A 20,451-nucleotide genomic window follows, 5' to 3' on the forward strand; every position below is an offset into this window, starting at 1 on the left:
ACGGTGAGCGGTACGCGCGCACGGGGCGTTCGTCGCGGCGCCGGTGAGCGGTCCTCCCGCACGCCCGCGCGCCGCGGCTCTCACTTCACGTGCACCCACTTCGCCTCCGACGAGGCGCCGTCCGCGTCCGTCACGAACAGCATGTACCAGCCGGGCGGTACGAGCGCGGTGTCCTCGCGCGGCACGTCCACGGTCACCGCGCCGGGGCCCTTGGTGAGGCCGAGCGCGATCGACCGCTGCTCCACGTCGGTGGTGTGCGTGACGGCGCTCGGCCGCATCAGGCGGGCCGAGGTGATCTTCTCGGGGTGCGCGGTGCGGAACGTGGCGCGGCCGTCGGCGGGCAGCACCTCGGGGCCCGTACCGAGTACGGGACGGTCATCGCCCGCCCGGTGCCGGGACGGCGGGGTGAAGATCTCCATGCGCTGCTCGAAGTGGCCGAGCTTGGTGTTCTGCTGGTTGTCGAACAGCGGGTCCGAGCCGAACGTGGCGACGCGCCCGTCGGGCAGGAGCAGCGCCTCGGAGTGGTAGTTGCGGCCCACCTCGGGCTCGGCGGCGGTGCGGAAGGCGTTCTTCCTCGGGTCGTAGAACTGGGCCTTGAGGATGTTGCTCCCGCTGCGGCCGCGGTAGTCGGACGAGCCGTTGCTGGTGAACACCGAGTCGTCCGGCATCAGGACGCTGTTCAGATAGCGCGTGCCCTGCGGCAGGTCGGGTCCCGTCCTGAAGGTGGGGTTGTCCTCCTTCAGGTCGATCACGGCGGTGCGCTCGGTGGCCTTCTCGGACTCGCCGACGCCTCCCCCGCCGAGGATCATCACCTTCTGGTCCTGGGCGGGCGGCAGGAGCACGGACCCCGACGTCTCGGTCTGGTCGAGGTCGGTGAGGCCGGGGACCTTCTCGAACTTGTTGGTCCTCAGGTCCCACAGACCGGGCTCGCGCCCCATCTCCGCGGGCCCGTAACCGGCGTTGGAGGCGGGGTAGAAGAGCTTGCCACCCTTGGTGAGGAAGAGCGCGGGGTAGGTCGGGAAGTAGCGCTTGGGCCCGTCGGTCCACTTCTTGGTCCGCGGGTCGTAGATCTCGTTGTCGCCGGGGTCGACGACGCCGACGTCGTCGAGCCCGGACACGGCGAGCACGCGGCCGTCCTCCAGACCGACGAGCGTCGGGTACCAGCGGGCCTTCTTCATCGGCTCGACGGCCACGTACCTCTCGGCCTTCGGGTCGAACTCGTACGCCGCCCTGATGCCCTGGAAGTCCTGCTTGTCCATGGTGATCTTCTCGGCGATGCCGTACGTGTTGTCGGCCGCCTTGCCCGTCAGGCCCTCGACCTCGTACTGCGCGGACTCCTTCGTCACCGACTCCTCGCCCTCGTGGACGGCCTCCACGAAGACCCGTGCCTCGCTCGCGACGACCTTCGTCTTCCAGGGCCGCATCGTGCCGGACTTGGAGTACGTGATCTCGTAGTCGCGTTTGGCCTCGGGGACCTTCACGTCGAACTTGCTGACGTACTCGACACCGGAGGGCGAGCGGAACTTCGTGCCCTTCTTCAGGACGACGGGCGCGTCCGGGTTCTCGTTCTTCACCCGCATGCCGCCGCCCGCCCGGTCCACCTCGCCGTCGAGGAGTTCGTAGCGCGCGGTGCCTCCGGCCACCAGGAGGCGGCCGTCGGGGAGCTGGGCGTGGCCCGAGCAGAAGAAGTCCTCGGGGGTGTCGATCTTCTTGAAGGTGTTCTTCTTCGGGTCCCACAGGACCGTGTCGAAGGACCCGGCGTCGAACTTCTTCTGCTCGTTGCCCGATCCGGCGACGATCAGCACCTTCCCGGTGTGCAGCAGGGCCGCGTGGATGGCGTTGGTGCGGAACTCCCGGGGGATGGCGACCTGCTGCCAGGACCCGTACTTCTTCTTGTAGCCGGGTTGATTGATCTTGTACTCGTGGTACTTCTCCTCGGCGAAGGAGACGGCTGCGGGGGCGTTGAGGCCGATGAGGACGGCACCCGCGCCCACGCCGAAGGCGATCTTCTTGGTGCGCTTGGAGAACTCGGGGAGGCGAGGGGGCATGGGTCAGTTACCTCCAGTCGTCGTACCGGTGACGAGGGCGGGCTCCGGCTCGCCGTCGGCGGGGGCCGCGGCGCGTTCGGCGCGTTCCCTGAGCCGCTGCCTGGCCGCCTCGCGGACCTTGCGCGTGCGGCGCTCCCGCAGCTCGGTCACGCCCCACACCGCGACCGGTGCCAGCGAGATGGCCATGGCGAGCACCGCCCACGTCCGCATCGCCACATGGGTGTGGCCGAGCACGAACGAGGCGACGAGCGACACGGCGAGGAGCACCGCCCAGAACAGATGGATACGGAAGGTCAGCAGCCGGTCGGCGGTGGCACCGCCGCCCTTGGGCGTGACGACGAAGCGGCTCGGGCGGCGCAGCACGGCGGCTCCGAGCGACTTGGCGTAGATGGGCGCCGAGAGGGCGGACATCGCCATGCCGGCGAGCCCGCCGGAGCCCTCGGGTTCGTGCGGTGACACGTTGTGCCGCCGGTTCCAGAGGTACAGGCCGATCTGGAGGGCCGCCGCGTCGCTGTAGAGCATCAGCCACACGGAGGCCGCGACCTGCGTCCCCGAGGCGCCGAACCACAGGAACAGCACGCAGCTGAGGACGCCGAGGAGCCAGTTGACGGCCGTCATCGGGTAGTAGACGAGCATCAGCGTGTACGAGAAGAGACGGCCGGGCGGCATGCTGGAAGGCGCCCGCCAGTACTGCTTGAAGAGGGTCTCGTAGGTGCCCCGCGACCAGCGCATCTGCTGGGTGAAGAAGTCCGTCCAGGAGGCCGGGCCCTCGCCGACGGCGAGCACGTCCGGTGTGTACACCGACCGCCAGTGCCTGCCGGTGCGCGGGTTCTTGCGCCGGTGCAGCTCGAAGCCGGTGGCCATGTCCTCGGTGATGGAGTCGTACAGGCCGCCGATCTGGCGCAGGGCGGCGATGCGTACGACGTTGTTGGTGCCGACGAACATGGGCGCCCGGTAGCGGTTGCCGGCGCGCTGGATCAGGGCGTGGAAGAGGAACTGCTGGGACTCGGCGGCCTTGGTGACCGGTGAGGTGTAGTTGCCGTACACCTGCGGGCCGACGACGAAGGCGACGTCGAGGTCACGGAAGAACCCCATCATCCGCTCCAGGAAGTTCGGCAGCGGCACGTGGTCGGTGTCCACGGAGGCGAAGAAGTCGTAGTCACCGCCGTGCATGGCGAGCCAGGCGTTGTAGTTGCCGTGCTTGGTCCTGGTCCTGTGCGGGCCCTTGGAGCGGTTCCACTCCGGTACGCCGAGGCGGGTGAAGTGGCGTACGCCCAGCTCGCGGCAGAGCGCCTTGGCCTCGTCGTCGTCGCCCTCGTCGAGCAGCCAGACGTCGAGCGGCCCGGTGTGGTGTATCCGGACGGCGCCTTCGAGGGTGGCGCGGACCATGGAGAGGGGTTCCTTGCCCGGTACGTACGTCGTCAGGAACGCGACGCGGGTGCCCGCTTCGGGCACGACCGGGACGGGGTCGCGGGCGACCATCGTGGCGTGCGCGATGGACACCACGTTGACCAGCATGAACACCTCGATCAGGCCGATCGCGACGAGCATCGTGACATCGAGTCCGACCAGCCAGGTCTCGCCGCCCTCGCGTTCCGTCCAGTGGGAGGGCCAGACGAGGTACACCAGGAGCGCGCCCGTGAGCAGCGGGGCCAGCGTCATCAGCAGGATGGCGCGTATTCGGTGCGGCTCGCCCGCGAGGAGCGGGCGGTACTGCACCCGGTAGCCGCCGTGCCCGGCGCCGCCGCCACTGCCTTCCGGCTCGGTGAGCGGTCCGGCGAGCCGGCTGTGGGTGTCGTAGTCGTAGCCCTCCGGCCGCACAGCGCCCTCCAGGTATTCGAACTAGTCGATACCCTCACAAAAGTGGAGATTCCCCGGCGTGTCGAACCAGACGCGTCCGTGCGGGGGTTTTACGCCCCGCTCCCCCCTTTCTCCCTCGCCTTGCTCCCCCCGTGAGCAACAGGCCCGCTCCCCCTCTGGGCAACCGCTCCGCCCCCTCTGTGGGCAGCTGGTCCGCCAGGGGCGGAACGGGTGGGCACAGCCCAACCCGCCGGGCAACCGTCAAAGCCCCCGCCGAGAATCCCCGGCAGGGGCTTGGGACGCGCCAGGCAAAGGCGGCGAAGGTGCCGAACCCGGCGGCGGGGCGGTCAAGCGGACAGATACCGCTCCACAGTCTCGACCTTGGTCGTCATCCCGTCCGTCACCCCGGGACGAACATCGGCCTTGAGGACGAGAGAAACACGCGGCGCCCGCGCCTCAACCGCGGCGACGGCCCGCTTGACGACATCCATGACCTCGTCCCACTCACCCTCGAGGGACGTGAACATCGCATCGGTCCGATGCGGCAGCCCCGACTCCCGGACGACACGGACGGCGTCGGCGACGTACTCCCCGACGTCCTCACCGACCCCGAGCGGGGTCACGGAGAAGGCGACGATCACGCGTTCACCACCCCTTCGCGACGGGCGCGCGAGGCGATGACCGCGGCCTCGGCCTCCTGCTTGAGCCTGCGGTCGGCGAAGAAGCCGCCGCCGGGCAGGACGGAGAGGACGAGGTAGAGGGCCGCCGTCCTCAGCTGCCACTTGGCGCGGTTCCAGGCGTCGAGCCAGAACAGCACGTACAGGACGAAGAGCAGACCGTGGATCATGCCCATCGCCGGCACGGCGTTGAAGTCCGTGGTCCGCTTCAGCACCGAGCAGACGATGAGAAGCAGGAAGGACACGGCCTCGGGGATCGAGACCAGACGGAGGCGGCGGAGTGCGGAGGCGGTCTTGATGTCCACGGGTCACCTTCGGGGCGGGGTCGACGTCGATCTTGTGAACGGATGCACAAGCGCCCCCCATTGTGGCATCAGGGCTTTTCCGGGGTGCGTTCAGGGTCGGGTCCCCCTGTCGGGCGGCACCGCGCTGCGACTACCTTCGCTCTCGTGGCTACGTTCCGATTGCAGGGCAGCAGAATGCTCGCCGTCGACATGACCGGGGACGCCGTCAAGGCGAAGAACGGCTCCATGGTCGCCTACGACGGCACGATGATCTTCAAGAAGCTCACGGGGGGCGGCGAGGGCATACGGGGCATGGTGACCCGCCGTCTTACCAACGAGCGCATGACGGTGATGGAGGTGAAGGGCCACGGCACCGTCTGGTTCGCCGACTACGCGACGGAGATCAGCCTGGTCCACCTCCAGGGCGAGAAGCTGTACGTGGAGTCGAGCAACCTCCTGTGCACCGACGCGGGCTTGCGCACGGGCACCACCTTCACGGGCCTGCGCGGCGCGACGCAGGGCAACGGCATCTTCACGACCACGGTCGAGGGCGCGGGCCAGGCGGCGCTCATCTCCGACGGACCCGCGGTGATCCTGCGCGTCACCAAGCAGAACCCGCTCACGGTGGACCCGGGCGCGTACGTCGCCCACCAGGGCAAGCTCAAGCAGAGCTTCCAGTCCGGCGTCACCTTCCGCACGCTGATGGGCGAGGGCGGCGGCGAGGCCTTCCAGATCCGCTTCGAGGGCGAGGGCCTGGTCTATGTCCAGCCCAGCGAGCGGAACACGATCGCGGGGGACGTGTGACATGCCCTTCAGGGAGATCAACCACAAGATGGTCGAGGCGGTAGTCCAGCCCGGCACCAAGATGTTCTCGCAGCGCGGCGCCATGCTCGCCTACAAGGGAGACGTCTCCTTCACCCCGAACATCCGCGGCGGCCAGGGCGGCCTCGCGTCCATGCTCGGACGCCGGCTCGCCAACGAGTCGGTCCCCCTGATGACGGTGGAGGGCGACGGCACGGTCATGTTCGGGCACGGCGGCCACCATGTGCACGTGATCAGCCTGACGGGCGACACGATGTACGTGGAGGCGGACCGCCTGCTCGCCTTCGACGGCACCCTCCAGCAGGGCACGATGTTCCTCGGTTCGCAGGGCGGCGTGATGGGCATGGTGCGCGGCCAGGTGTCGGGCCAGGGCCTGTTCACGACGACGCTCAAGGGTCACGGCGCGGTCGCCGTGATGGCGCACGGCGGCGTGATCGAACTGCCGATCACCCCCCAGCGCCCGGTCCACGTGGACCCCCAGTCGTACGTGGCGCACCACGGCGACGTGCGCAACAAGCTGTCCACGGCGCTCAGCTGGCGCGACATGGTGGGCCGCGGCTCGGGCGAGGCGTTCCAGCTCGAGTTCAGCGGCAACGGCGTGGTGTACGTCCAGGCATCGGAGGAGAAGCTGTGAGCACGCCCGTGATCTTCGACCCGATGACGCTGCCGAGCGACGACAACGTCAACGCGTTCACCTTCTGCGTGGAGCTGACCGGCAGCCAGTGGTTCCTCCAGAAGGGCAAGATGATCGCCTACTACGGGCGCATCGACTTCAACGGCATCGGGCACGGCCGCCTTGAGCGCCTCGTGCGCACGTCGTTCCACTCCCCGCTGCACGCCAGCGACTGGGTGGTGGCCGAGGGCACCGGCAAGATGCTGCTCGCCGACCGCGCCTTCGACGTGAACTCCTACGACCTCGAGGACGGCAACCTCACCATCCGCTCCGGCAACCTCCTCGCTTTTCAGCCAAGTCTGTCCCTGAAGCAGTCCATCGTTCCGGGCTTCCTGACCCTGATCGGCACGGGCAAGTTCGTGGCGGTGTCGAGCGGTCCCGTGGTGTTCATGGAGCCTCCGATCAGGGTGGACCCGCAGGCGCTGGTCGGCTGGGCGGACTGCCCCTCGCCCTGCCATCACTACGACCACCAGTACATGTCCGGGGTGATCGGCGGCCTGCGGGCGCTCACCGGGATCGGCGGCACCTCCGGCGAGGAGCACCAGTTCGAGTTCGTGGGCGCGGGCACGGTGCTGCTCCAGTCCTCGGAGTCCCTGATGGCGGAGACGGCGACGGGCGCGCTGCCGCAGCAGGACGGCGTGCCGGGCGCGCACGGCGGACAGGGCGGGCAGGGGTCCCAGGGTTCATCGGGACACCGCGGGCAACCTGGCCAACGTGGACAGCAGACGCAGGGACCGCGCCTTCCCGGACAACTAGGAGACCTCCAGCGTCGCTTCGGCCTGTGAGCGGTAGTCTGCGGAGTGTGACGGCGAACGCCTGTACCCCTCGCAAACCGAGGGGTGCGAGACGCGTCACACCCCGACACTCGTTCACCATTCAACTTCTTAGGTAGAATCGATTCCATGGAGACCGAGACGGCCCCGCAGTGGCTGACCGACGAGGAACAGTGCGCCTGGCGCACCCACGTGGAGGTCAACAGGATGCTGACGTACCAGCTGGAGAAGGATCTCCAGCCGTTCAACCTCACCATGAACGACTACGACATCCTCGTACATCTCTCCGAATCCGACGACCACCGGATGCGCATGAGCGACCTCGCGGCCGCCACGTTGCAGTCCAAGAGCCGGCTCTCCCACCAGATCACCCGTATGGAGAACGCGGGCCTGGTGCGACGGGAGAACTGCGAGTCCGACCGGCGCGGGCTCTTCACCGTGCTCACCGACGAGGGCATGGACACCATGAAGCGCGTCGCGCCGCACCACGTCACCTCGGTGCGGCAGCACTTCGTCGACCTCATCTCACCGGAGGCGCTCAGCGACCTGCACAAGGCGCTGACACCCATCGCGGAACACCTGCGCGGGCTGCGCGGCAAGCCCTGACACGGCAAGCCCTGATGCCGCCCCGGGTCAGGACGCCGCCGTGGCCGCGGGCAGGCGCAGCACGAAGACCGCTCCCCCGCCCGGGGAGTCGTCGACCGTGAGCGTCCCGCCGTGGCGCGCGGCCACGTCGCGGGCGATGGCGAGGCCGAGGCCCGCGCCACCCTCGTCACGGCTGCGCGCGTCGTCGAGCCTTACGAACCGCTCGAAGATCCGCTCCCGCTCCTGACGCGGCACACCGTCGCCGTCGTCGGCCACCTCCAGGACCGCCCACACCCCGTCGGCCCGGCTGGTGACCGTCACCCCGGACCGGGCGTGCCGCTGCGCGTTGGTCACCAGATTGCCGAGCACGCGCGCCAACTGACCACGGGAACCGGCCACTTCGACGCTGTCGAGATCCGCTGTGACGACCACCCGGTCCCCCGTGCGCTGGGACAGCTCCTCGCGGGCCAGGGCCGCGAGATCCACGCGTCCCCGGCCCGGCTTCTCACCCGCGTCGAGGCGGGCGAGCAGCAGCAGGTCGGCGGCCAGTTCCTGGAGGCGCACGGTGTCCTCGACGGCGCCCGGCACATCGAGCAGCCCGGGATGGGCGGCACCCACTTCGAGCTGGGTGCGCAGGGAGGCGATGGGGCTGCGCAGTTCGTGGGACGCGTCGGCGACGAAACGGCGCTGGCGCTCCACGGACGCCTCCAGCGCGGCCAGGGTCTCGTTCGTCGTCCTTGCCAAACGCGCGATCTCGTCGTGCGTGTCCGGCTCGGGCACCCGGCGCCCCAGGTCCTCGGACGCGGTGATCACGGCCATCTCGGCGCGGATGGCGTCCACCGGGCGCAGGGCGCGCCGGGTCACCAGCCAGGTCACGGCCGCGATCACGGCGAGCAGCAGCGGGAAGCCGATCAGCATCGCGGTCAGGGCCGTCCGCACCGCGTTCTGCTCCGTGGCGAGTGTGGCACCCGCGTGCACGGTCAGTTCACCCCTCGACTCGGTGTTCACCGTCAGCTCCGCGAAGCGGTAGTCCTGGGTCTCGCCGTCGACCCTCGCCGAGCCCTCGCTCGTGTGGGGGTCGTCGGAGATCTCGCCGCGTTCGAGGGGGTCGTCGCCGGAGTCACCGTTGTCGGCCGCGTCGTCGGCGGCTTCCTCGGCGGCTTCCTCCGCGGCCTCGGCGGCCTCCTGCTTCTCACCGGCGTCGTCGGTCTGGTCGCCGTCGTTGCTGTTGTCGCTGTTGTCGGTCGACGTGGGCTGTGGCGTGGGCTTCCGGGGGGTGGGGACAGGGGTCACTGCGGGCACTCCCGTGCCGGTGATCTCCTCCAGGTCGTCGCTGGCCGCGACGAGCCGGTCGTCCTCGCCCACGACCTGAACGGGATGGTCGTCGTTGTCGGGCAGTTCGAGCCTGTCGGGCGCCACACCGGTGGAGAGCTGGGTGGCCACATCCCGGGCGGCGGAAGCGGCCTGCGCGTCGGCCTGGTCGATGAGGCTCGTGCGCAGGGACAGCAGCACGGCGGTGCCCGCGACGACGAGCGCGAGCGCCACCACGAGCGTCGCGCCCACGGCGGCGCGGGCGCGCACGGAGGCGAACAGGCGCTTCACCGGGGTGCCTCCGCGCTGGGCGCCTCCGGACGGGGTTCCTCGAGGCGGTAACCGGCCCCCCGGACCGTCTGGATGAGCGGCGCGCCCAGCTTGCGGCGCAGCGTGCTCACGTACACCTCGACGATGTTGGGGTCGCCCTCGTACGCGAAGTCCCAGACCTGGTCCAGGATGTCGGCCTTGGACACCACCTGTCCGGCCCTGAGGAGCAGCTGCTCCAGGACGGCGAACTCCTTCGCGGTGAGGGTGATCTCCGTGCCGGGTCCGCCCTCGCCGCGGTCGCGCACCACGCGCCGGGCCGCGGTGTCGATCCGCAGGTCGCCCAGGGTGTGGACGGGTGAGGGGGGCGCGGCGCGGCGGCGCAGCAGGGCCTTCACGCGGGCGACGAGGACGACGTACGAGAACGGTTTGGTCAGATAGTCGTCGGCGCCGGTGTCCAGGCCCTCGGCCTCGTCGTACTCGCCGTCCTTCGCGGTGAGCATCAGGATCGGTACGTCGTGTCCCGCGGCGCGCAGCGCGGAGCAGACGCGGTAGCCGTTCATGCCCGGGAGCATGATGTCCAGGACGACCAGGTCGTACGTGCCCTCCGTCGCCCGGTGCAGGCCGTCCGCGCCGTCGTGGACGACGTCGACGGCGTAGCCCTCGGCGGTCAGGCCCCTGGCCAGGGACAGGGCCAGACGCTTCTCGTCCTCCACGATCAACAGGCGGAAGGGGTGACGCGCAGCGTCTGGAGCAGGGTGGTGGTGGGAGACGGGCGGGAGCATGCGTTCAGGATGCCCGAGCGAAGCTGAAGAGTTCTTCAGGCTTCTTCAGGGGGGCTTCAGGATCGTTCAGGCAGCTTGGTTCCCGTCGGAACGGACGGCCCCACCACGGGGCCAACCACTCGGGAGGAACCCTCATGAAGCGCAACATCGTCATCGCCACCATCACCGCCGCCGCGCTCGTCGGAGGCGGGACGGCGACGGCCTTCGCGCTGGGCGGCGACGACGAGCCGTCCGCGGCCGGCAGGGCCGGCGTGCAGCTGAAGGACCACGACGACCGTGGTGACCGGGACGACCGCGACGACGACCGTGGCGATGCCCGGGACGACGCTCGGGACGACAAGGACGACGCCCGCGACGACGCCCGGGACGACAAGGACGACCAGGACGACAAGGCCGAGAACGCCGCCGAGGCCAAGGGCGCGAAGGTCGGTGCCGCCGAGGCGATCGCCGCCGCCCTGAAGTCGACGCAGGGGACCGCGGTCTCCGCCGACCTCGACGAGGACGACGGCGGCCTGGTCTGGGACGTGGACGTGCTGGGCAAGGACGGCCGCACCTGGCACGGCGTCGAGGTCGACCCGGGCACGGGCAAGGTGCTCGGCTCGCACGTCGAGCGTGACGACAACGACAACGACGACGGTGACGACGCCGCGGAGGACTCGCGGGTCGCGGCCGCGGTCAAGGGCTCTTCGGTGACGGCGGGCGAGGCCGCGAAGGCTGCCGCCGGCAAGGGCACCGTGACCTCCGTCGACGTCGACGACGACGGCTCCCGCGTCGGCGTCTGGGACGTCGAGACCGTTTCCGCCGACGGCGCGGAGGGCCACTGGAACGTGGACCTGAGCAGCGGGAAGGTCACCGTCGACCGTTCGGACGACTGATCTTTTCTCGCCCGGGGGCGTTTGGCGTCCCCCTGGAGCCGCCCCCGTCACTGCCCCCCGGTGGCGGGGGCCACCCCTTGTTTGCGGGTGCACCGGCGCTGTGGGTGTGCCCGCCCGTTCCGCCCCCTGGGCGGCCCAGCCGCCCACAAGGGAGGGGCAGGCGCGGTGGGGCGGGCTACGTCGACGTCAGGCCCTCCACCAGGGAGTCCGCCGCCGCGTACGGGTCCAGGTCCCCCGCCACGATGCGTTCCGCGAGGGCGCCGAGGCGGACGTCGCCGCGCAGGTCGGCGATGCGTGCGCGCAGGGCGGTGACGGCGATGGCCTCGACCTCGCCCGCCGCGCGTGCGGTGCGACGCGAGGTGAGGACCCCGTGCTCCTCCATCCACGCCCGGTGCTTCTCCAGGGCCTCGACGAGTTCGTCGGTGCCCTCGCCGCGCGCCGCGACAGTCTTGACGATGGGGGGCCGCCAGTCCCCGGGCGCCCGGGCCTCGCCGAGGCCCAGCATGTGGTTCAGCTCGCGCGCGGTCGCGTCCGCCCCGTCGCGGTCGGCCTTGTTGACCACGTACACATCACCGATCTCCAGGATCCCGGCCTTCGCCGCCTGGATCCCGTCGCCCATGCCGGGCGCGAGCAGCACCACCGAGGTGTCGGCCTGCGCGGCGATCTCGACCTCGGACTGGCCGACGCCCACGGTCTCCACGAGGATCACGTCGCAACCCGCGGCGTCGAGCACCCGGATGGCCTGCGGCGCGGCCCAGGCGAGCCCGCCGAGGTGGCCGCGGGTCGCCATGGAGCGGATGTAGACACCGGGGTCGGACGCGTGGTCCGACATCCGGACGCGGTCGCCGAGCAGGGCTCCGCCGGAGAACGGCGACGAGGGGTCGACGGCGAGCACACCGACCCGCTTGCCCGCCCTGCGGTACGCGCTCACCAGGGCCGACGTCGACGTGGACTTGCCGACGCCGGGGGATCCGGTGAGCCCGACGACGTACGCGTGCCCGGCCAGTGGGGCGAGCGCCGCCATCACCTCACGCAGCTGCGGTGACGCCCCCTCGACCAGGGAGATGAGCCGGGCCACGGCTCGCGGCCTGCCCTCGCGGGCCTGCTCGACCAGGGAGGGGACGTCCTGCATTGCGGCTCCGTTCCGTACGTGTGTGCGTACGCGAATGACGTACGTGCACGAGCGCGAGAGGGGTCAGTGGCAGCGGCGGCGGGAGACCCGCGTCAGCTCTTCGTCACCTTCAGGATGAGCGCGTCACCCTGGCCGCCGCCCCCGCACAGCGCCGCCGCGCCGACACCGCCGCCGCGCCGCTTGAGCTCCAGGGCCAGGTGCAGGACCAGGCGGGCGCCGGACATCCCGATCGGGTGGCCGAGGGCGATGGCGCCGCCGTTGACATTCACCTTTTCTGAGGACAGCCCGAGGTCCTTCATTGACTGCACCGCGACCGCGGCGAAGGCCTCGTTGATCTCGACGAGGTCGAGGTCGTCGACGCCGAGGCCCTCCTTCTTCAGGGCGTGCAGGATCGCGTTCGACGGCTGCGACTGGAGGGAGTTGTCGGGGCCCGCGACATTGCCGTGCGCGCCGATCTCGGCGATCCAGCCGAGGCCGAGCTCCTGCGCCTTGGCCTTGCTCATCACGACCACGGCGGCGGCGCCGTCTGAGATCTGCGAGGAGGTGCCCGCCGTGATGGTGCCGTCCTTGGCGAAGGCGGGGCGCAGCTTGCCGAGCGACTCGGTGGTCGTCTCCGCGCGGATGCCCTCGTCACGGGCGACGAGCACCGGGTCGCCCTTGCGCTGCGGGACCTCGACGGGCGTGATCTCGGCGTCGAAGACGCCGTTCTTCTGGGCGGTGGCCGCGCGCTGGTGGGAGAGGGCCGCGACCTCGTCCTGCTCGGGGCGGGCGATGCCGAGGCGGGTGTTGTGCTTCTCCGTGGACGCGCCCATGGCGATGGACTCGAAGGGGTCGGTGAGGCCGTCGTGCGCCATCGCGTCGAGCATCTCGATCGCACCGTACTTGTAGCCCTCGCGGGACTTCGGCAGCAGGTGCGGGGCGTTGGTCATGGACTCCTGGCCGCCCGCGACGACGACGTCGAACTCACCGGCGCGGATCAGCTGGTCCGCGAGCGCGATGGCGTCGAGGCCGGAGAGGCACACCTTGTTGACGGTGAGCGCGGGGACGTTCATGGGGATGCCCGCCTTGACGGCGGCCTGGCGCGCCGGGATCTGGCCCGCCCCGGCCTGGAGCACCTGGCCCATGATCACGTACTGCACCTGGTCGCCGCCGATGCCGGCCCGGTCGAGCGCCGCCTTGATCGCGAAGCCCCCGAGGTCCGCGCCGGAGAAGGACTTGAGCGATCCGAGCAGGCGCCCCATGGGCGTGCGCGCGCCCGCGACGATCACTGAGGTGGTTCCGGTCGTTCCAGACATGTGGCACGGCCCCTTCCAGCTGGCGAGCTGAGGAGAGTGAACGATTGGGGGGTCTGGGGGCATTCCCCCAGGGAGGAGGTGCACCTGAATGTACTGAGCGGTACGGCGCCCGTCACCGGCCAGCCGGTGTGATCGCGCGCACGTTGCGTAATCACGGTCGCGAGCGCTGCACTTGAGGCATGCTGACGCGCATCGATCACATTGGAATCGCCTGCCGGAACCTCGACGAGACCGTCGAGTTCTATCGTGCTACATACGGCTTCGAGGTGTTCCACACCGAGGTCAACGAGGAGCAGGGCGTACGCGAGGCCATGCTGAAGATCAACGAGACGTCCGACGGCGGCGCCTCGTACCTCCAGCTCCTCGAACCGACCCGGGAGGACTCCGCGGTCGGCAAGTGGCTCGCCAAGAACGGCGAGGGCGTGCATCACATCGCCTTCGGCACCACCGACGTCGACGGTGACGCCGCCGCCGTGCGGGACAAGGGCGTGCGGGTGCTCTACGACCAGCCGCGCATCGGCTCCATGGGGTCGCGGATCACCTTCCTGCACCCCAAGGACTGCCACGGCGTCCTCACCGAACTCGTGACGTCCGCGCCCGCCGAACAGACGGAGCACTGACCCCCACATATCCGGGCCGGTAGGGTTGGGGGCGGCCGTCCGTTCCTCGGGCGGTCGCTTTCCGGGTCCGGGTTTCGGGGGACGAGCATCGGGGCAGACGCCCGAGCTGCGCTGTTGATCTGACACCATTCCCCGGGGGCCCCGTTCGGCGGATGGACGGGGCTCGTACGTCAGGGACATGAGACCAGGAGTGGGGTCTCCCCTGCTCGAGCGGAAGCCGAGAGCTTGGGGAAGGATGGGACCGCGCAGTGCGGGGCTACGAGAGCCAGGACAGCCGACGACCGGCTGAGGCCGACCATCTCACGCGGTTCGAAGCCGAGATGGACCGGCTGAAGACCGAGCGGGAGAAGGCCGTCCAGCACGCCGAGGACCTCGGCTACCAGGTCGAGGTGTTGCGCGCCAAGCTGCACGAGGCGCGCCGCAACCTCGCGTCCCGGCCTGCCTACGACAGCGGCGACCTCGGCTATCAGGCCGAGCAGCTGCTGCGGAACGCGCAGATCCAGGCCGAGCAGCTGCGCGCCGACGCCGAGCGCGAGCTGCGCGACGCCCGCGCCCAGACCCAGCGCATCCTCCAGGAGCACGCCGAGCAGCAGGCCCGCCTCCAGTCCGAGCTGCACGCGGAGGCCGTGTCGCGGCGCCAGCAGCTCGACCAGGAGCTGAACGAGCGCCGCCAGACCGTCGAGTCGCACGTCAACGAGAACGTGGCGTGGGCCGAGCAGCTGCGGGCCCGTACCGAACAGCAGGCCCGGCGCCTCCTCGACGAGTCGCGCGCCGAGGCCGACCAGGCACTCGCCGCCGCCCGCGCCGAGGCCGAGCGCGTCGCCGAGCAGGCCCGCCACCGGCTCGCCGCCGACGCCGAGACCGCCCGCGCGGAGGCCGAGGCACTGCTCCGCCGGGCCCGTACGGACGCCGAGCGCCTGCTGAACGCCGCCTCCACCCAGGCGCAGGAGGCCACCGAGCACGCCGAGGCGCTGCGCTCCTCCACCACGACGGAGTCCGAGCAGGCCCGCAGGCAGGCCTCGGAGCTGACCCGCGGCGCCGAGCAGCGGATGGCGGAGGCCGAGACGGCGCTGCGCGAGGCGCGCGCGGAGGCCGACAAGGTCGTCGCGGAGGCCAAGGAGGCCGCGGCCAAGCAGCTCGCGTCCGCGGAGGCCGCGGGTGAGCAGCGCACGCGTACGGCCAAGGAGCAGGTCGCCCGGCTCGTCGGCGAGGCCACTAAGGAGTCCGAGGCCGCGAAGGCGGAGGCCGAGCAGAAGCTCCAGGACGCCCGCGCCGAGGCCGAGAAGCTGATCGCGGAGGCCGCCGAGAAGGCCCGTTCGATCACCGCGGAGGAGAGCGCCTCCCAGATCGCGAAGGCCGCGCGGACCGCGGAGGAGGTCCTGGACAAGGCCTCCGAGGAGGCGAAGGCGACCACGCGCGCCGCCACCGAGGAGGCCGAGCGGGTCCGCGCCGAGGCCGAGGCCGAGGCGGACCGGCTGCGCGGCGAGGCGCACGACATCGCCGAGCAGCTCAAGGGCGCGGCGAAGGACGACACCAAGGAGTACCGGGCCAAGACGGTCGAGCTCCAGGAGGAGGCGCGCCGGCTGCGCGGCGAGGCCGAGCAGCTGCGCGCCGACGCGGTCGCCGAGGGCGAGCGGATCCGCGGTGAGGCGCGCCGGGAGGCCGTCCAGCAGATCGAGGAGGCGGCCCGGTCCGCCGAGGAGCTGCTCGGCAAGGCCAAGGCCGACGCGGAGGAGGCGCGGCAGGCCGCCGCCACCGAGGCCGAGCGCGTCCGCACGGAGGCCCTCGAACGCGCCGCGTCCCTGCGCCGGCAGGCCGAGGAGACCCTGGAGCGCACCCGCGCGGAGGCCGAGCGGCACCGCACGGAGGCCGTCGAGCAGGCCGAGACCGTCACGTCCGACGCCGAGGCCGCCGCGAGTCGGCTGCGCGAGGAGACCGAGCGCGCCGTCGCGGCCCGCAAGGCCGAGGCGGACGCCGATCTCGCCCGGCTGCGGGCGGAGGCCGACGAGCGCCTCGCCGCCGCCGAGCAGTCCCTGAGCGACGCCCGCGCGGAGGCCGAGCGGATCCGCCGCGAGGCCGCCGACGAGGCGGACCGCCTGCGCACGGAGGCGGCCGAGCGGATCAGGGCGTTGCAGACGCAGGCCGAGACGGAGGCCGAGCGGCTGCGCACGGAGGCCGCGGCGGACGCCTCACAGGCGCGCGCCGAGGGTGAGAACGTCGCGGTGCGGCTGCGTTCGGAGGCGGCCGCCGAGGCGGAGCGTCTGAAGGCCGAGGCGCAGGAGACCGCGGACCGGGTGCGCGCGGAGGCCGCCGCGGCCGCCGAGCGGGTCGCCGCGGAGGCCGCCGAGGCCCTGTCGGCCGCGCAGGACGAGGCCGCGCGCCGCCGCCGTGAGGCGGAGGAGACGCTCGGCTCGGCGCGCGCGGAGGCCGACCAGGAGCGGGAGCGGGCCCGGGAGCAGAGCGAGGAACTGCTCGCCTCGGCGCGCAAGCGGGTGGAGGAGGCGCAGGCCGAGGCGGTCCGTCTGGTCGGCGAGGCCGAGGCGCGCGCCACCGAGCTGGTCTCGGCGGCCGAGCAGAAGGCCCAGTCCGTACGGGACTCGGTGGCCGGGCTCCAGGAGCAGGCGCAGGAGGAGATCGCGGGTCTGCGGTCGGCGGCCGAGCACGCCGCCGAGCGCACCCGGCACGAGGCGCAGGAGGAGGCGGACCGCGTCCGCGCCGACGCCTACGCCGAGCGGGAGCGGGCCGGCGAGGACGCGAGCCGCACCCGCAGCGAGGCCACGCAGGAGGCGGAGGCCGCCAAGGCCCTCGCCGAGCGCACGGTCGCGGACGCCATCGCGGAGTCCGAGCGGCTGCGTTCGGACGCGGCCGAGCACGCCCAGCGGGTGCGCACGGAGGCGTCGGACACCATCGCGACGGCCGAGCAGGACGCCGCCCGCACCCGGGCCGACGCCCGCGAGGACGCCAACCGCATCCGCAACGACGCCGCGGCCCAGGCCGACACCCTGATCGGCGAGGCCACCAGCGAGGCCGAGCGGCTCACCGGCGAGACGGCCGCCGAGGCCGAGCGGGTGCGCACCGAGGCCCTGGAGGCCGCGGAGCGGCTGCGCGCCGAGACGGCCACGGAGGCCGAGCGGCTGCGCACGGAGACGATCACGGAGACGGAGCGGCTCAAGGCCGACACGGTCGCCGAGACCGACCGGCTCACGGCGGAGACCGCCGCGGAGGCGGAGCGGGTGCGTGCCGAGTCCGTCGCGCAGGCCGAGAAGCTGGTCTCGGACGCGACGGGTGAAGCCGAGCGGCTGCGCGCGGAGGCGGCGGAGAACGTCGGCTCGGCACAGCGGCACGCGGAGCGCATCCGCGTGGAGTCCGCGCGCGCCAAGGAGGAGGCCGCCGCCGAGGCCGAGCGGACCAGGGCGCAGGCGCGCGAGGAGGCCGAGCGCACCCTCGACGAGGCCCGCAAGGAGGCCAACAAGCGGCGCAGCGAGGCCGCGGAGCAGGCCGACACGCTCATCACGGAGGCGGCCGCCGAGGCGGAGAAGCTGACCACGCGGGCGCAGGAGAAGGCGCTCAAGGCGACGACGGACGCGGAGGCGCAGGCCGACACCATGGTCGGCGCGGCCCGCAAGGAGGCCGAGCGCCTTGTCGCGGAGGGCACCGTCGAGGGCAACTCGCTGGTGGAGAAGGCGCGTACGGACGCCGACGAGCTGCTGATCGGCGCCCGCAGGGACGCCACCGCGATAAGGGAGCGGACCGAGGAGCACCGCGACCGCGTCACGGCGGAGATCGAGGAGCTGCACGAGCGGGCCAGGCGCGAGTCGGCGGAGGCGATGAGGACGGCGGGCGAGCGCTGCGACGCGCTGGTCAAGGCCGCCGAGGAGCAGTTGGCCGAGGCCGAGGCGAAGGCCGAGGAGTTGCGGGCGCGGGCCGATTCGGAGGCGAGTTCGGTGCGCATCTCCGCCGTGAAGAAGGCCGAGGGCCTGCTCAAGGAGGCCGAGACGAAGAAGGCCGAGCTGGTGCGCGAGGCCGAGCGGATCCGCAGCGAGGCGAAGGCGGAGGCCGAACGCATGGTCGACGAGGGCAAGCGTGAACTGGAGGTGTTGGTGCGGCGCCGCGCGGACATCAATACGGAAATTTCCCGTGTCCAGGATGTGCTGGAGGCGTTGGAATCCTTTGAGGCCCCGCAGACCGGGGGCAAGGATGGTGGCGTCAAGGCGGGGGCCGCGGCCGGTTCGACCCGTTCGGGTGGCAAGTCGTCAGAAGGCTAGCCACGGAGCTTGTTCCGTGCTTGCCGAGGACCTTCGACCCTGTCACTGGCAAGCAGTCTGCCGGTCAGCCACTCAAAAGGGGTGTCATTCTCCAGATGAAACGGGCATACGCTCGATGACACGCCGCAACGCCCCCTAGGATTCCCTCTATCACCTCACCCGGTCTCATTCGACAGGAACCCCATGAGCGACACTTCCCCCTACGGCTTCGAGCTTGTGCGGCGTGGGTACGACCGCGCTCAGGTGGACGAACGTATCTCCAAGCTCGTCTCCGACCGAGACTCCGCTCTCACCCGCATCACTGCTCTGGAAAAGCGCATCGAGGAACTCCACCTCGAAACGCAGAACGCCCAGGCCCAGGTCGCCGACGCCGAGCCGTCGTACGCCGGTCTCGGTGCCCGCGTCGAGAAGATCCTCCGCCTCGCCGAGGAAGAGGCGAAGGACCTGCGCGAAGAGGCCAGGCGCGCGGCCGAGCAGCACCGTGAGCTGGCCGAGTCCGCCGCCCAGCAGGTGCGCAACGACGCCGAGTCGTTCGCGGCCGAGCGCAAGTCCAAGGCCGAGGACGAGGGCGTCCGCATCGTCGAGAAGGCCAAGGGCGAGGCGAACGCGCTGCGTGCCGAGGCGCAGAAGGACGCGTCGTCCAAGCGCGAGGAGGCGGACGCCCTCTTCGAGGAGACCCGCGCCAAGGCCGCTCAGGCCGCCGCGGACTTCGAGACGAACCTCGCCAAGCGCCGCGAGCAGTCCGAGCGCGACCTGGCCTCCCGTCAGGCCAAGGCCGAGAAGCGCCTCGCGGAGATCGAGCACCGCGCGGAGCAGCTGCGCCTGGAGGCGGAGAAGCTGCGCACGGACGCCGAGCGCCGCGCCCGCCAGACCGTCGAGACGGCCCAGCGCCAGGCCGAGGACATCGTGGCCGACGCCAACGCCAAGGCCGACCGCATCCGCAGCGAGTCCGAGCGCGAGCTGGCGGCCCTGACCAACCGCCGCGACTCGATCAACGCGCAGCTGACGAACGTCCGCGAGATGCTCGCGACGCTCACCGGTGCCGCCGTCGCCGCCGCGGGCACGCCCGCGGAGGACGAGTCGATCTCCCGGGGGGTTCCGGCACAGCAGAGCCGCTGACGCGGCACACGTACGGGGTGAACGCGACGGAGCCCCCTGCCACGCCAAGTGGCAGGGGGCTCCGTCCCGTCCTAGCGTGTTGCGCATGATCGAGAGCGGGTGCGCATGATCGAGCTGGAGGGGCTGACCAAGCGGTACGGCGAGAAGGTCGCCGTGAACAATCTGACCTTCGCCGTCCGCCCGGGCATGGTCACGGGCTTCCTCGGGCCGAACGGCGCGGGCAAGTCGACGACGATGCGGATGATGCTGGGGCTCGACAACCCGACCGCGGGCGATGTGCGCATCGACGGCAAGCACTACGCCCAGCTGAAGGACCCGCTGAAGTACATCGGCGCGCTCCTGGACGCCAAGGCCATGCACGGCGGCCGCAGCGCCTTCAACCACCTGCTCTGCCTCGCGCAGTCCAACGGCATCCCGCGCACGCGGGTGCACGAGGTCCTCGACACCGTGGGGCTCACCGCCGTCGCGAGGAAGAAGGCCAAGGGCTTCTCACTCGGCATGGGGCAGCGCCTCGGCATCGCGGGCGCGCTGCTCGGCGACCCCGAGATCCTGATGTTCGACGAGCCGGTGAACGGCCTGGACCCCGAGGGCATCCACTGGATCCGCAACCTCATGAAGTCCCTCGCCCGCCAGGGCCGTACGGTCTTCGTCTCCTCGCACCTGATGAGCGAGATGGCGCTGACCGCGGAGCACCTCGTCGTCATCGGCCAGGGCAGGCTGCTCGCCGACCTGTCGATGCCGGACTTCATCCGGCAGAACTCGCGCTCCTACGTCCGGCTGCGCTCCCCGCAGCGCGAACGGCTCCTGGACGTGCTGCACCGGGCGGGCGTCACCGCCGTCGAGGCGGGCGGCGGCGCGCTCGAGGTCGACGGCGCCACCGCGGAGCAGCTCGGTGAGCTGGCCGCACAGCACCAGCTGGTGCTGCACGAACTCAGTCCGCAGCAGGCGTCGTTGGAGGAGGCCTTCATGCAGCTCACGGCCGAGTCCGTGGAGTACCACGCGCACGCGGACCAGCGGGGCCCCGCGCCGGACGGCGCGCGGCCCCCGGGGCAGGCGGCAGGGCAGGCGGCAGGCCCGGACTGGGGCGCGGGGTGGCAGCAGCCGCGGAAGGGGAAGTAGC

The 20,451-nt window shown here is 71.4% G+C and carries 17 protein-coding genes; 9 read left to right on the forward strand and 8 right to left on the reverse strand.

The genetic code is table 11. The annotated features are described in order from the left end of the window. Positions 1-80: 80 nt before the first annotated feature. The 4 genes from ACH4DX_RS10360 to ACH4DX_RS10375 form a co-directional block, all read right to left on the reverse strand. Positions 81-2,048 carry a galactose oxidase-like domain-containing protein gene (locus ACH4DX_RS10360; protein WP_398120695.1) on the reverse strand — a complete coding sequence of 656 codons (1,968 nt, stop codon included), beginning with the start codon at positions 2,046-2,048 and terminating at the stop codon, positions 81-83. Positions 2,049-2,051: 3 nt separating this feature from the next. Continuing rightward, positions 2,052-3,869 (reverse strand): glycosyltransferase family 2 protein, encoded by a 1,818-nt coding sequence (locus ACH4DX_RS10365; protein WP_398154809.1) that lies wholly within the window; start codon positions 3,867-3,869, stop codon positions 2,052-2,054. Positions 3,870-4,195: 326 nt separating this feature from the next. Further along, the gene (locus ACH4DX_RS10370; RefSeq protein ID WP_398120691.1) at positions 4,196-4,489 is read right to left on the reverse strand and encodes an MTH1187 family thiamine-binding protein; all 294 of its coding nucleotides are present in this window, start codon (positions 4,487-4,489) and stop codon (positions 4,196-4,198) included. Further along, on the reverse strand, positions 4,486-4,830 hold the full coding sequence (locus ACH4DX_RS10375; RefSeq protein ID WP_398120689.1) for a DUF3817 domain-containing protein: 345 nt from the start codon (positions 4,828-4,830) through the stop codon (positions 4,486-4,488). The genes ACH4DX_RS10370 and ACH4DX_RS10375 overlap by 4 nt, the downstream gene beginning before the upstream one ends. Before the next feature lie 144 nt (positions 4,831-4,974). Here ACH4DX_RS10375 and ACH4DX_RS10380 point away from each other — a divergent pair, with 144 nt between their 5' ends. The 4 genes from ACH4DX_RS10380 (at position 4,975) to ACH4DX_RS10395 (ending at position 7,683) form a co-directional block, all read left to right on the forward strand. Then, complete coding sequence (locus ACH4DX_RS10380) at positions 4,975-5,613, forward strand: AIM24 family protein (protein WP_398120687.1); 639 nt, start codon at positions 4,975-4,977, stop codon at positions 5,611-5,613. A 1-nt stretch (position 5,614) separates the two neighbouring features. Then, complete coding sequence (locus ACH4DX_RS10385; RefSeq protein ID WP_398120685.1) at positions 5,615-6,265, forward strand: AIM24 family protein; 651 nt, start codon at positions 5,615-5,617, stop codon at positions 6,263-6,265. A gap of 23 nt (positions 6,266-6,288) precedes the next feature. Further along, the gene (locus tag ACH4DX_RS10390; RefSeq protein ID WP_398120829.1) at positions 6,289-7,089 is read left to right on the forward strand and encodes an AIM24 family protein; all 801 of its coding nucleotides are present in this window, start codon (positions 6,289-6,291) and stop codon (positions 7,087-7,089) included. 117 nt (positions 7,090-7,206) lie between these two features. Continuing rightward, the gene (locus tag ACH4DX_RS10395; RefSeq protein ID WP_398120683.1) at positions 7,207-7,683 is read left to right on the forward strand and encodes a MarR family winged helix-turn-helix transcriptional regulator; all 477 of its coding nucleotides are present in this window, start codon (positions 7,207-7,209) and stop codon (positions 7,681-7,683) included. Between the two features lie 27 nt (positions 7,684-7,710). Here ACH4DX_RS10395 and ACH4DX_RS10400 read toward each other — a convergent pair whose 3' ends face one another. Together ACH4DX_RS10400 and ACH4DX_RS10405 are read right to left on the reverse strand one after the other, a co-directional pair. Next, on the reverse strand, positions 7,711-9,264 hold the full coding sequence (locus ACH4DX_RS10400; protein WP_398154810.1) for a sensor histidine kinase: 1,554 nt from the start codon (positions 9,262-9,264) through the stop codon (positions 7,711-7,713). Then, positions 9,261-10,025, reverse strand: a complete 765-nt coding sequence (locus ACH4DX_RS10405; RefSeq protein ID WP_398154811.1) for a response regulator transcription factor — start codon at positions 10,023-10,025, stop codon at positions 9,261-9,263. The genes ACH4DX_RS10400 and ACH4DX_RS10405 overlap by 4 nt, the downstream gene beginning before the upstream one ends. Positions 10,026-10,159: 134 nt before the next feature. Here ACH4DX_RS10405 and ACH4DX_RS10410 point away from each other — a divergent pair, with 134 nt between their 5' ends. Next, positions 10,160-10,900 carry a PepSY domain-containing protein gene (locus tag ACH4DX_RS10410; protein WP_398154812.1) on the forward strand — a complete coding sequence of 247 codons (741 nt, stop codon included), beginning with the start codon at positions 10,160-10,162 and terminating at the stop codon, positions 10,898-10,900. Between the two features lie 175 nt (positions 10,901-11,075). Here the strand turns inward: ACH4DX_RS10410 and meaB are convergent, their stop codons facing one another. Further along, positions 11,076-12,032: a methylmalonyl Co-A mutase-associated GTPase MeaB gene (gene meaB, locus ACH4DX_RS10415; RefSeq protein WP_398120677.1), complete on the reverse strand. Its 957-nt coding sequence runs from the start codon at positions 12,030-12,032 to the stop codon at positions 11,076-11,078. Between the two features lie 92 nt (positions 12,033-12,124). Beyond that, positions 12,125-13,327, reverse strand: a complete 1,203-nt coding sequence (locus ACH4DX_RS10420) for an acetyl-CoA C-acetyltransferase (RefSeq protein WP_398120675.1) — start codon at positions 13,325-13,327, stop codon at positions 12,125-12,127. Positions 13,328-13,506: 179 nt separating this feature from the next. Here ACH4DX_RS10420 and mce point away from each other — a divergent pair, with 179 nt between their 5' ends. From mce to ACH4DX_RS10440, 4 genes are all read left to right on the forward strand, one after another. After that, positions 13,507-13,947: a methylmalonyl-CoA epimerase gene (gene mce / locus ACH4DX_RS10425; protein ID WP_398154813.1), complete on the forward strand. Its 441-nt coding sequence runs from the start codon at positions 13,507-13,509 to the stop codon at positions 13,945-13,947. Positions 13,948-14,195: 248 nt separating this feature from the next. After that, entirely contained in the window at positions 14,196-18,212 is a 4,017-nt protein-coding gene (scy, locus tag ACH4DX_RS10430) for a polarized growth protein Scy (RefSeq protein WP_398154814.1), read from the forward strand. Positions 18,213-18,395: 183 nt separating this feature from the next. Then, positions 18,396-19,331 (forward strand): cellulose-binding protein, encoded by a 936-nt coding sequence (locus tag ACH4DX_RS10435; RefSeq protein ID WP_398120669.1) that lies wholly within the window; start codon positions 18,396-18,398, stop codon positions 19,329-19,331. A gap of 105 nt (positions 19,332-19,436) precedes the next feature. Beyond that, complete coding sequence (locus tag ACH4DX_RS10440) at positions 19,437-20,450, forward strand: ABC transporter ATP-binding protein (RefSeq protein ID WP_398154815.1); 1,014 nt, start codon at positions 19,437-19,439, stop codon at positions 20,448-20,450. Position 20,451: the final 1 nt, after the last annotated feature.

Origin of the sequence: Streptomyces sp. NPDC017940, from assembly GCF_044328435.1 — a bacterium.
Lineage (GTDB): Bacteria > Actinomycetota > Actinomycetes > Streptomycetales > Streptomycetaceae > Streptomyces.

Excerpts from the sequence above, each read along its gene's own strand:
- ACH4DX_RS10435 (WP_398120669.1), top strand. The coding sequence starts at position 18,396 with ATGAGCGACACTTCCCCCTACGGCTTCGAGCTTGTGCGGCGTGGGTAC.
- ACH4DX_RS10440 (WP_398154815.1), top strand. The coding sequence starts at position 19,437 with ATGATCGAGCTGGAGGGGCTGACCAAGCGGTACGGCGAGAAGGTCGCC.
- ACH4DX_RS10390 (WP_398120829.1), top strand. The coding sequence starts at position 6,289 with ATGACGCTGCCGAGCGACGACAACGTCAACGCGTTCACCTTCTGCGTG.
- ACH4DX_RS10395 (WP_398120683.1), top strand. The coding sequence starts at position 7,207 with ATGGAGACCGAGACGGCCCCGCAGTGGCTGACCGACGAGGAACAGTGC.
- mce (WP_398154813.1), top strand. The coding sequence starts at position 13,507 with ATGCTGACGCGCATCGATCACATTGGAATCGCCTGCCGGAACCTCGAC.
- ACH4DX_RS10410 (WP_398154812.1), top strand. The coding sequence starts at position 10,160 with ATGAAGCGCAACATCGTCATCGCCACCATCACCGCCGCCGCGCTCGTC.
- meaB (WP_398120677.1), bottom strand. The coding sequence starts at position 12,032 with ATGCAGGACGTCCCCTCCCTGGTCGAGCAGGCCCGCGAGGGCAGGCCG.
- ACH4DX_RS10360 (WP_398120695.1), bottom strand. The coding sequence starts at position 2,048 with ATGCCCCCTCGCCTCCCCGAGTTCTCCAAGCGCACCAAGAAGATCGCC.
- ACH4DX_RS10385 (WP_398120685.1), top strand. The coding sequence starts at position 5,615 with ATGCCCTTCAGGGAGATCAACCACAAGATGGTCGAGGCGGTAGTCCAG.
- ACH4DX_RS10420 (WP_398120675.1), bottom strand. The coding sequence starts at position 13,327 with ATGTCTGGAACGACCGGAACCACCTCAGTGATCGTCGCGGGCGCGCGC.
- ACH4DX_RS10405 (WP_398154811.1), bottom strand. The coding sequence starts at position 10,025 with ATGCTCCCGCCCGTCTCCCACCACCACCCTGCTCCAGACGCTGCGCGT.